Genomic DNA, 12867 nt, shown 5'->3' on the forward strand with positions numbered 1-12867 from the left:
GTAACTAATTTTGAAGTTTCTGAGCCCCCACTTCAGGTATTAATACGTGTATTTTTCCTCTCAATTGTAAAGTAAAGATGAAGTAAGGGGGGATTTGTATGAAGCTTTGGAGAATTATTTAATTTATGGGCAGTTTTTTCCGGTAAGGACTATGAATATTTCTCAAAAAATTCATACAATAAGCACTTATTTTAAAAGAGGGTGTTATGCTGCCAGCAAGAATTTGCCTCAGCTTATTTCTATCTACTTTGTTCTCAAAAAACAGCAAAAAAGGGAAAAATTACTTACTTTTGCTGTTAATTTTTAGTTTTTGGTCAAATCAAGCCAAAGCTCAGAATATCACACCTGCACCAGATGGTACGGGAACGGTTGTAACTCCAGAAGCTTCGCGCATCGATATCACAGGCGGTACATTCTCCAGGGATGGCAAGAATCTATTTCACAGTTTTAGTCAGTTTGGTGTGCAAGCTGAACAAATTGCCAACTTTTTATCAAATCCCAGTATCCGCAATATTTTGGGGCGGGTAACAGGAGGCGATCGCTCAATTATTAATGGGCTAATACAGGTAAGTGGCGGTAATTCTAATCTTTATTTAGTTAATCCTGCCGGGATGATATTTGGCGCAAATGCACAATTAAATGTTCCCGCATCTTTCACTGCTACTACCGCCACAGGCATTGGTTTTGGTAATAACAATTGGTTAAATGCTAGTGGCGCAAGTAATTATTCTGAGTTAGTAGGAACACCGAGCGATTTTGCCTTTAATGTTAGCGTCCCTGGAAGCATTGTTAACGTTGGGAATCTAACAGTTAGTTCAGGGCAGAATCTGGCTTTAGTTGGCGGTAATGTAATTAGTACCGGGGCGCTGACAGCACCAGGAGGAAATATCACCATTGCCGGCGTGCCTGGATCGAGTAATGTGAAAATTTCCAAACCTGGACATCTGCTAAGTTTAGAGATTGACCCTTCAGACGTTGGGGGAAATGGGATTACTTCCGCTTCCCTACCTCAGTTGCTGACGGGAGATGGTGGCAGTACAGCGACAGGAGTGACAGTTGATAGTAGTAACCAATTGGTACTGACAGCTTCAGGAACCAGAGTACCAATTGACGGAGGCGCACATAAACCATTAGCGATCGCTTCTGGCTCCCTAAATGTATCAGGAGCAACTGGCGGCACAGTCCAGGTGCTAGGTGAAAAAGTAGGGCTAATAGGTGCCAATATCAACGCTTCTGGCACAACTGGCGGCGGTACAGTGCTGATTGGCGGAGATTATCAAGGCAAAGGAAGCGCCATAAATGCCTCCAGCACATTTGTCAGCAGTGACTCAGCGATCGATGCTTCGGCATTGCAAAATGGTAACGCTGGTCGTGTCATCGTGTGGGCAAATGAGACAACTCGGTTCTTGGGCAACATCAGCGCCCGTGGCGGTAAAAATTCTGGCAATGGCGGCTTTGTCGAAGTATCCGGTAAGAACAATCTAGAATTTGCTGGGATTGTCGATACTACAGCAGCCGCTGGTGAGAAGGGAACGCTGCTACTCGACCCCAAAAATATTCTGATTCGCGCCAACGGCCTCGATCCAGTTGCCGGACAATTATTTACCTCAATCCCGGATGGCACAGCAACTATCAGCGGAGCCAACCTTTCGGCAGCAATTGATTTGAACGATGTCACCTTGCAGGCAAATAATGACATCACCATTAACGATAATATTACCGCCACAACACCAGGCAAAGGTCTAACCTTGCAAGCTGGGCGTTCAATTATTCTCAACTTCAATCGAGTTATTGACCTCAAGGGCGGCAACTTTATCGCCAAGATTAATGACGAAAATGCCAGCCCAGCCCAGCGAGACGTTGGAAATGCCCAGTTTTTTATGGAAACTGGCTCGAAAATTTTGACCAACGGCGGCAACGTTACCATTGCTCCTGGGACGTTCGGAGGCAGTGCCATCGGTTATGTGCCTATATTCGCATCAACCATCAATTCTGGTTCGGGTAACATTTCAATTACTGGTACCGCAAGCCCTGGTGGTAGCGACAACATCGGCATCTTTCTGGAAAAAGGCAGCGTACTTGAAGCGACAGGGGCGGGGAATATTACCCTAATAGGTACTGGCGGTGCTGGGATTGATGACAATCGAGGAATATGGCTTGATGAAGGCTCCAGCGTAAGTTCGGTTAATGGAAATATCAACCTAACTGGCACTGGTCAAGGAACTGGAGAAAGCAACCAGGGCATTTATATTCTCGACAACAGCGCGGTGCGTTCGACCGGGAGAGGGAATATTACACTCAGAGGCACAGGCTCCAATACCGGGATTAATAACAACAATGACGGCATTGCATTGATCGACGGTGGCTTCGTGGAAGCAACGGGAACCGGGAGTATTACCTTAATAGGCACTAGCGGTACTGGAGGAGACGATAATAACGGGATAAACGTTGCTAACACCAGTATCAGGTCGGTGGATGGCAATATTAGCTTGACAGGAATTGTCAATGGGACTGGAAGCAATAATATAGGTGTTTCTGTTTTCAACAACACCGCGGTGCGTTCAACTGGAAAAGGAAATATCACCATTACTGGACAAAGTACGGCGACTGGAGTTCAGGAAAATCAGGGTGTTAGAATTAGTACCTTTAGCCGGGTGGAATCAACCGGAACAGGGAATATTAGTTTGACGGGTACTGCTGCCAATGGTTTAGAAGGGATTGCCGTGAAGACCAACTCTTTTATTAACCAGCCTGGAACAGGTAGTAAAATCACGCTGACATCTGATGAAATCCAATTCGACGAGACGAGCCAAATCGGGGGCAAGGGCGTTGTCCAGTTACAGCCGCTTACTCCCGGTTTGGGGATAACTGTCGGTGATGTTACCGCCGATGCACGTTTAAATCTAGACACAGCTAAATTAAACAGGCTGCAAAACGGGTTTTCTCAAATTATTATTGGACGAGATAATGGTAGAGGCGCGATCGCTATCAATTCCCACAGCTTTAGCGATCCGGTAAAGATTCAATCACCAGTAGGAAATAGCACCATCACCTCAACAGGTGCGATCGCAGGTACAGGCGATGCTTCAATTACTCTACTTGCCAAGACTGTTAACGTTAACAGCACTATCGCATCCCCCGCAGGTATTACTCTCACCGCTGATGAAATTAATTTGCTTGGTGGAGCAAATTCTGTCAGCAGCAATAACGCGATCGCCCTACAACCATTAACACCAAGTCTAAACATCACCATCGGGGGAATCGGCAACGATGCCAGCTTAAATCTGAATAATATCGATTTAGCCGCCTTGAAAGATGGTAGCAGCATCAACATCGGACTGGCAGCTGGTACAGGCACCATCACCGTAGACAGCACTGCCACCTTTAACGGCTCGGTAAATGTTGTCGGAGGTTCCAACCTAGTTGCTGCCAACAGAAGCAACACCTGGAACATCACAGGCACCAATGCTGGCAACCTTAATTACCCCAACGGCTTCAGCTTCGCTAATATTGAGAACCTTACAGGCGGAAACCTCGACGACACCTTTAAGGTAAACAACGGTGGTTCCATCAGTGGCAACATCAACGGATTAAACGCCATCGACACCCTTGACTACTCCGCTTATAGTAATCCCGTCACCGTGAGATTGGGAACTGGAAACCAAGTCACCGCCACAGGCATTGGTGGCACTGTTATTAACATTGAAACCCTGATTGGCGGCGCTACTCCAAATAACAACTTGATTGGTGCCAACACCGTCAATAACTGGAATATCACAGACACCAACTCAGGCAATCTCGGTCGTGTCAACTTCCGTGGTTTCCAAAATCTCACAGGCGGCAGTAACACCGATAACTTCAACCTTGGTACTGGTGGCAGCGTTGTCAATATTAACGGTAATGCTGGCAACAACACCATTATTGGTGCCAATATCAACAACACCTGGAACATCACAGGTAACAACACCGGAAACCTCAATGGCGCCAACACTTACGCCAACATCCAAACCCTCACAGGCGGCAGCGAAACCGACACCTTTAAGATAAATAATGGTGGTTTCTTCAGCGGCAACATCAACGGATTAAACGGCAGCGATGCCCTTGACTACTCCGCTTATAGTAGTCCCGCCACCGTGACCCTGGGAACTGGAAACCAAGTCACTGCCACAGGCATTGGCGGCACTGTCTTCAACATTGAAACCCTAATTGGCGGCACTACAAGTAACAACACTGTAATTGGTGCCAATACCGCCAACAACTGGAATATCACAGACATCAACTCAGGCAATATCGGTAGTGTCAACTTCCGTGGCTTCCAAAATCTCAAAGGTGGCACTGATACCGACAACTTCACCCTCAGTCCTCAAGGCAGCGTTGTTACTATTGACGGCACGGCTGGCAACAACACCATTATTGGTGCCAATATCAACAACACCTGGAACATTACGGGTAACAACACCGGAAACCTCAATGGTGCCAACACTTACAGCAATATCCAAACTGTCATCGGCGGCAGCGAAGCCGACACCTTTAAGGTAAACAACGGTGTCAACATTGCTGGCATCATTGATGGCAGTGCAGGTAACGACACCATAGATTATTCCGCCAACACCAGTCCTGCCACTTTAACTCTGGCAAATCTAGTCAACATTGAAAATGCTATTGGTAGTGCTGCCAGCGACACAATTATCGCCACTAACACCGCCAACAACTGGAACATCACTGGCACCAACTCAGGCGATGTAAACGGCTTTAAATTCTCAGATTTTGAGAACCTCACAGGCGGCACTGACATCGACAACTTCACCCTCAGTCCTCAAGGCAGCGTTGTTACTATTGACGGCACGGCTGGCAATAACACCATTATTGGTGCCAATATCAACAACACCTGGAACATCACAGGTAACAGCACCGGAAGCCTCAATGGTGCCAACACTTACAGCAATATCCAAACTGTCATCGGCGGCAGCAATGTTGACACCTTTAAGGTAAACAACGGTGTCAACATTGCTGGCATCATTGATGGCAGTGCAGGCAACGACACCATAGATTATTCCGCCAACACCAGTCCTGCCACTTTAACTCTGGCAAATCTAGTCAACATCGAAAATGCTATTGGTAGTGCTGCCAGTGACACAATTATCGCCACTAACACCGCCAACAACTGGAACATCACTGCCACCAACTCAGGCGATGTGAACGGCTTCAAATTCTCAGATTTTGAGAACCTCACAGGTGGCACTGATACCGACAACTTCACCCTCGGCAATAGAGGCAATGTATCCAGCATCGACGGGAATGCTGGCAACAACACCATTATTGGTGCCAACAAAGTCAACACTTGGAATATTACGGGTAACAATGCCGGAAACGTTAATAGTGCCAACGCTTACACCAATATCCAAAACCTCACAGGTGGTAACAGCAATGACACTTTTAAATTCAACTCAGGCAGTTACATAAGTGGCAACATTGATGGCCTTAACAAAAAGGACACCCTCGACTACTCCGCCTACAGCAGTCCAGTAGAGGTGACTCTGGGGATTAATAATCAAATAACAGCCACAGGCGTTGGCGGCACCATCCTCAGTATTGAAAACCTGATTGGTGGAACTTCTGGCGATAACAACCTGATTGGTGCAAATACCGTCAATAGCTGGAATATCACTGATACTAATTCCGGCAATATCAGCGACATCACCTTCAGTGGCTTCCAAAAACTCACAGGCGGTAGCGATACCGACAACTTCATAGTTAGCGATCGCGCCAAGATTACTGGCACGATTATTGATGGCAGTGCAGGTAACGACACCATAGATTACTCCGCCAACACCAGTGCCGTCACTCTGACTTTAGAGAATTTAGTCAACGTCGAAAATGGCATCGGTAGCGCTGCTGACAACGACACCATTATCGCTACCAACACCGCCAACAACTGGAACATCACAGGCACCAACTCAGGCAATGCGAACGGCTTCAATTTCTCCAACTTTGAAAATGTCACAGGCGGCAATGACGCCGACACCTTCACTCTTAGCACTGATGGCAGTGTTGCCAAGCTCGATGGAGGTGGTGGCAACAATACCTTAGTTGGTGCCAACACCGTCAATAACTGGAACCTGGAAGGCCCTAACTCAGGCAATGTTAATGATGGTAATTCTTTCACCAACATCCAAAATCTCACAGGTGGCGCTGAATCTGACACCTTCAAGGTAAAAGAGGGCGCAACCATCGCCAACAACATCGACGGTAACGCTGGCACCGATACCCTAGATTACTCTACCCACAGCGCGAAAATCACGGTAGATATGGGCGCACGTAAAGCCACAGCCGTCGGCGGCACCATCAGCAACATTGAAGGCACAGTTGGCGGTACTAATACCGAGAACACTCTAGTCGCCACGGACACCAAAAACGTCTGGAACCTCACCAGCAACAACAGCGGCGAAGTTAACGGTGTCACCTTCTCCAACTTCCAAAACCTGACTGGTGGTAAGCTGACTGACACCTTCAAATTTAGCGATGCCGTACAAATCTCTGGCATCATTGATGGCGGTGCCGGGTTTGATGACCTTGACTACACCGCCTACACCACCCCAGTCACGGTAGATATACCAACAGGTACAGCGACAGGTACAGGCGGCATCAAAAACATCGATCCGCTGCCTACCTCAGACTTTTCCGCCGATTTACAAGGTGAAACACCACCTCCTGTATCGGTAGAAAATCAGCCGGATAACACTCCCGTATTGTGTATGGATGGAAGCCTAGAACAACAGATATCAGAAACTCAAAATCTGCCGCGTTGTCAGTAATAGCACCCCAACAGCCCTCGCCCCTAATTAAGGCAGGGCTGTTTCATCAACTTGGGCTGCTTCTCTCTTCCTTGTCTTTCCTCAGCGCAGGCTATGCCAACGTGTCCTTTGCGTCTAACGCTTCGCTTCGCCTTCGGCTGATGCGGTTCATTTTTGGGATCATCTTCGCCTACCCACTCAGGAATCCCAAGAATCAAACAACCCTACTATTAAGGCTATCAAGCCTTATCTAAAAACTATGGACTCAATAGGGCGGTAATAATCGGCGGAATCCATGCAAAATCACTACCAGCATAAAGAAGAGATTCCGCAAAAAAAGTATCATTACTGGCAGTGGCAATGCTTTCTGTCCAATACCCCTAGAAGACACATCAGCCAATCTTCTGCCAAGCTTCTCCATCCACTTTACACTTCTCGGCGATTCCCACAAACCATCGAGCCACTGTTGAGGAATGCCTGTTTTCCCTACACCTGCGCCGATGATCCCACCTAAAATTGCTGCTGTTGTGTCTGTATCGCCGCCACAACGGATGATTTCTCTAACCCCAACTTGATAATCTTTTGGATACTTAAACCAAGCATGAATCGCAACTGGAACTGTGTGATAAACATATCCGCTGACACCTGATTTTAGTCCCAACTGCTCTGCAAATGATTCCGTTGTTTGCTCTTGCGCTGCACTTTCCACAGCTTTTTTGATTAGTTCCAGAAATTCCTTCGCCTCTTCTCCTAAAACTTCTTGAAGAGTTTGATAATAACTCCGAGGATAAACACCCTCTTGGCAACTAGAGAGATAAGCTGCGATCGCAACAGCTAATGCCCCATATTCTGCTTTTGGATCGGTATGTGTAAGCCGGGTAGATGCCCTAACTAATTCGCGTAATTTTTGACTGTTATTTCCATAACAAACGCCAATAATTGCGCTTCTCATAGCAGGGCCATTTCCTGCGGAGAATACACCACTACGACTACTGGGAAATCCTAACCATAACTTTAAGATTGCTCTTAAAGTGGCGTATCCGATACCAGCTGGCAAACCAAGTAACCAAAAACGCGATCGCATCGCCAGCTGATTCGTAAATATCTCCGTATCCCCAGCTGAAACTATTATGGCTTGGGCGACCATGCAGGTATGCTCTGTGTCATCGGACACCATCCCCCTACCAAATAGAAATTTGTGTCCGTTGATTTCACGATAGATTCTGCGTTGCCTGCACTTTGACAAGCCTTCAAAAGGCAACCCGATGGCATCTCCAATCGCTGTTCCAAGTAAACAACCAATCGCAGAATCTGCTTTTTCCAAGGTTACTTCACTGCTCTAAGGTTAACTCATAAAAGAACCTAATTGTAAATTACAAAAAAAATTCAAACCCTTTGAAATTCCTCTTTAGCTTGCCGATATTTGGCTGCCTTCTTAGCTAACACCTCTTTAGTAATTTCATTGTCTTCGTAATCCTTTTTAGCTAATTTATAATCCAGCTTTTTAAACTGATAATCTTGTTGCTTTAGCGTACCCTCAACCGAGCTAAGCCAGTTAATAAACCCCAAATATTGAATTGACCAATCAGGATTTCCCGTCCCAGAAATTGCTTTATCTTCCAAAGCATTATTTAACACTCTGTTAGGGATAACGCGCATGGCATCCGAAGAAACCTTTTTATTAAGGGTATCTTTAACTGGTGCGTCAGAACTCACAGTTTTGAGCTGCAACTGAGTTACTTGAGTTGAAGTAGAACTGGGTTGCGCCTGCAAGGATTGTACAGGAGCAGCCCTCAGTATTCCAGCAACGGCGATGGAAATCATAAAACCACCAGCAGCGGCGGCAATTAAGGAAATATTATCTTTCATAACTCACAAAAGTTGTATTGTCAGAGTTCAGTGGTCAGGGGTCAGCGAACCGTTACGAATGACTGTTAGTGGCCAGTGGTTAGCAATCCGTTACGAATGACTAATGACCACTAAAATATTTGACTCTACTCAGGGGATTTTTGGTTCCAATTTTCTCTCCGCAATCGGGGATTGACAAACTCGCTCAACCCTTCTCCCAGTAGAGACAAGCCTACCACCATCAGCGTCATCGCCAAACCAGGGAACAAAGTTGTCCACCAAATGCCCGTAGGTAGAGCATCCAGAGCCTGACGTAGATCGTAGCCCCATTCTGGAACCTGATCGGCAAGTCCCAATCCGAGAAATCCCAAACTACCTAAAATCAAAATTGCATCAGCAGCATTCAGGGTGAATAACACTGGTACGCTCTGAATCACGTTGAGAAACAGGTAGCGAGAGAGAACCGTCCAGGTGTCTGCTCCCATTGCTTGTGCAGCTTCTATGAACAGTTCATTTTTCACGCTGGCGGTGTGGTTGCGGACAACGCGATAATATTGAGGAATGTAAGATATGCTGAGCGCGATCGCTGCATTGAAAACCCCCCGCCCCACTACAAATGCCAGCGTCACTGACAGTAGCAATCCCGGCAAAGTATAAATTGTATCCATGAAAAACAGCAGCACCCGATCTGGTCTGCCGCCCAAATAACCACTGACTAAGCCCAGTGGCACCCCAATGACAACACTTAAGAGGGTTGCCAAAATTACTACTTGCAACGCTGCTTGGCTACCAAACAGTGTGCGCGAAAAAACATCGTAGCCTTGGCGACTCGTACCAAACCAATGACGTAACGAGGGCGGTTCGTGAATTGGGTTAGCCAGAGACTCCAGTGGATTTTGCAGCCATCCCCAAGCCTGAAACGCGGGAGCAAAAATAGCTGTCACCACGAAAATCAGCGTAATAACCAGCCCCACCCACATCATCTGCATAGACAGACTGGGGCGACCAGATAAATGCAAAAATGGAAGTTTGGTAAGGGTCATAGGCTTCTGTTCAACTTGGCACATCAACGCCCTGAGGCTACACAAAAGAAGTTATACCAATTTGCCCTACAATGCTAACTATTTGCTCCCGCCAATAGAGCTAAAAAAGGAAAGAACAGAATTTGTTGTCTGACACTGGAAAAATGTTATTAGCCCGCGAAGGCGGGCTTTGTTTGTGTAGCCGCGACTTGAGTCGTCAGGCTACATATATTGTTCAATCATTTGACGAAACTGGCTCTTTTGCTTAACGCCCTTCATTTCGCCCACTAATTCCTTATTTTTGAAGAATTGCACCGTGGGCGTTCCGGTAACACCAGCATTCTCGGCAATTTCTCTATCTTCCGCGATGTCAATCTCGACAAAGTGAATTTTGCCATCGAACTCATCCACCACCTTATTTAAAATCGGCTTCAGAGTGTGACAAGGGCCGCAGTTGGGAGAAACGTATTTCACCATCAGCAGGCGATCGCTATCATGATACAACTTCCGCAGCGCATAGCCACCCTCATGCCGCGTCGCTTGCGAGTTAAACGCCTTCTCTGGATTCAGTTCAGCTACGTTATCCCCAGGCGCATCTCCTGGCGTATCCGCGTCTTCAGACGTGTGTATCTGCTGACGGTACTCCTGAATCAAACCATTAACAGAAAGCCACCGTTCCGCCAACATCGCCGCCATACAGCCAGTACCAGCAGCAGTAATCGCCTGACGAAACTCATGATCCTGAACATCGCCAGCAGCAAAAACGCCCTCAACGCTGGTTTCCACAGAACCTGGTTTCGTCACAACGTAACCAACCTCATCCAGTTCCAACTGTCCTTGGAATAGAGATGTGTTCGGCTTATGTCCAATCGCGTAGAATAAACCCTTAACAGGTAAAATGCTCTCTTCTCCAGTCTTAGTATTCTGGAGTTTGATACCCGTCATGCGATCGTTTTCACCGACAACATCCACAGGCTGACTATTCCAGTGAACCGTAATTTTGGGGTTATTCAAAACCCGATCCTGCATCGCCTTACTTGCCCGCATCTTCTCTGTGCGTACTAACATATGAACGCGAGATCCATACTTAGTCAAGTAAACCGATTCTTCCGCCGCCGAGTCGCCACCCCCAATCACAGCCAGTTCCGCACCGTGGAAAATCGGTGTCGCACCATCACAGATAGCACAAGCCGAAATTCCCCGACTCCAAAATTCATGCTCGCTAGGCAATCCCAAGCGTTTCGCCGTCGCCCCAGTAGCAATTACAATACTATGAGTTCTAACTTCCCGTTCCTCAGAACGCACAGTAAAAGGACGTTGACTCAAATCCACCGCGATCGCATCCTCAGTGTATAACTCAGCCCCCCAACGCTCAGCCTGAGCCTTCATCCGATCCATCAACTCCGGCCCAGTAATCCCCTGCGGAAACCCCGGAAAGTTCTCCACCTCCGTCGTTGTCATCAACTGTCCCCCAGGTAGCCCCCCAGCTTGAAAGCCTTCAAACACAACGGGTTTCAGATTCGCCCGCGCCGCATAGATAGCAGCAGTATACCCCGCAGGGCCAGAGCCGATAATCACTAAGTTCTCTACTGTTGTGTTGGTCATGGCAATTATACAAACTCATAACGACTACGTTTTATTTTATTATAACTAGGTGAACAGGCGATCGCCAGAAACTTTCCCCGGAGAGTATATTTTTGTCCTACGAAAGGGAACAATTGAAGGGCAGTGCTGGCATAAACTAGATTTTGGCCCAGTTCCCAGACTGACAAAAACTCAGCATCAGGAGACATTCATAATGAACGACCAGGCATCGGAGTTATTAGAAAAAATTCGTCAGCAATTTGACTTTGGCCCCTATCCCAGAATTGCGGTAGACAAATCTCCTAAAGATGACGCTAACTTGCTCTTTATTCATAATTTAGTAACACCTTACTATTTAAGAAACCAAAAAATTATAGATACTGAAGGAAAATTAATTTTAGATGCAGGTTGTGGCACTGGCTATAAATCCCTAACTTTAGCAGAAGCAAATCCAGGCGCAAAAATAGTTGGTATTGATATATCAGAAGAGTCAGTAAAGCTAGCACGCCAACGCCTAAAACATCATGGAATAGAAAATGCGGAGTTTCACGTTCTCTCCATTTATGACTTACCAAACCTAGGGCTTGAATTTGATTACATCAATTGCGATGAACTTCTTTATTTATTTCCCGATATATCTGTAGGCTTAGCAGCTATGAAGTCTGTCCTAAAGCCAAAGGGAATCATTCGCAGCAATCTGCACAGTTTACTACAAAGATTGAACCTGTTTCGTGCTCAAGAACTTTTCAAAATGATGGGTCTAATGGATAGTAACCCAGAGGACATGGAGATCGAAATTGCATTAGAAACCATGAAGGCTTTAAAGGACGGTGTTTATCTTAAAGCTCAGATTTGGAATTCTAACTATGAAGGACAAGATGGGAAAGAGACAGTTTTGATGAACTATCTATTCCAAGGTGATAAAGGTTACACTGTACCCGATTTGTTCACGGCATTGAGGGCGAGCGATTTAGAATTTATCAACATGGTGTATTGGCGGTATTGGGACTTAATAGATTTATTCAAAGACCCAGATAACTTGCCTGCCTTTTGGGGTATGAGTTTACCAGAACTTTCTATGGAAGAACGGTTACATCTGTATGAACTCCTACACCCAGTTCATCGGTTGTTAGACTTCTGGTGCGCTCATCCTGGTGAGGCAGACTCCTTCACACCAGTTGCTCGGTGGGAGTTATCTGACTGGCAAGCAGCGAAAGTACATCTACATCCTCAGCTAAGAACCCCTCAGGTAAAAGAAGAGCTGCTCAAGTGCCTAGCTGAACAAAAACCCTATGAAATTAGCCGTCATGTCAGCGTCCCAGTTCTGACTCCGGTGCAGATAGAAAGCAGTGTGGCAACTTGCCTGCTACCCCTGTGGGAAGGGTCAAAGCCTTTCATGTCCTTAGTGGAACGCTGGTTCAAGGTTAGACCGCTAAACCCTGTAACCTTGGAACCCGTGACAGAAATGGAAGCTTTAGACCAAGTAAAACAACTTTTAAGCAAGCTAGAAGTATTTCTATATGTGCTTTTAGAGCGCTCGGCTTGAAACCTCTGCATGGCTGAAAAAATTTTTTTGGCAAAGATGATATGAAATTGAGCGGAAGTGGGTAAGTTAACTC

The 12867-nt window shown here is 46.4% G+C and carries 6 protein-coding genes; 2 read left to right on the forward strand and 4 right to left on the reverse strand.

The genetic code is table 11. The features are described from left to right. The first annotated feature begins 206 nt into the window (after window positions 1–206). Window positions 207–6815: a two-partner secretion domain-containing protein gene (locus NDI42_RS12890; RefSeq protein ID WP_190459257.1), complete on the forward strand. Its 6609-nt coding sequence runs from the start codon at window positions 207–209 to the stop codon at window positions 6813–6815. A 244-nt stretch (window positions 6816–7059) separates the two neighbouring features. Here the strand turns inward: NDI42_RS12890 and NDI42_RS12895 are convergent, their stop codons facing one another. The 4 genes from NDI42_RS12895 to trxB form a co-directional block, all read right to left on the reverse strand. Continuing rightward, complete coding sequence (locus NDI42_RS12895; protein ID WP_190459260.1) at window positions 7060–8118, reverse strand: ADP-ribosylglycohydrolase family protein; 1059 nt, start codon at window positions 8116–8118, stop codon at window positions 7060–7062. A 62-nt stretch (window positions 8119–8180) separates the two neighbouring features. Beyond that, window positions 8181–8663: a hypothetical protein gene (locus NDI42_RS12900; RefSeq protein WP_190459347.1), complete on the reverse strand. Its 483-nt coding sequence runs from the start codon at window positions 8661–8663 to the stop codon at window positions 8181–8183. 125 nt (window positions 8664–8788) lie between these two features. Next, window positions 8789–9685 (reverse strand): ABC transporter permease, encoded by an 897-nt coding sequence (locus NDI42_RS12905; RefSeq protein WP_190459261.1) that lies wholly within the window; start codon window positions 9683–9685, stop codon window positions 8789–8791. A gap of 201 nt (window positions 9686–9886) precedes the next feature. After that, window positions 9887–11269, reverse strand: a complete 1383-nt coding sequence (trxB, locus tag NDI42_RS12910; RefSeq protein WP_190459264.1) for a thioredoxin-disulfide reductase — start codon at window positions 11267–11269, stop codon at window positions 9887–9889. Window positions 11270–11318: 49 nt separating this feature from the next. On the opposite strand from trxB, the gene NDI42_RS12915 reads away from it, so the two are divergent. Next, complete coding sequence (locus tag NDI42_RS12915) at window positions 11319–12794, forward strand: class I SAM-dependent methyltransferase (protein WP_313931475.1); 1476 nt, start codon at window positions 11319–11321, stop codon at window positions 12792–12794. Window positions 12795–12867 lie beyond the last annotated feature (73 nt).

It is taken from the genome of Funiculus sociatus GB2-C1, from assembly GCF_039962115.1.
Classification (GTDB): domain Bacteria; phylum Cyanobacteriota; class Cyanobacteriia; order Cyanobacteriales; family FACHB-T130; genus Funiculus; species Funiculus sociatus.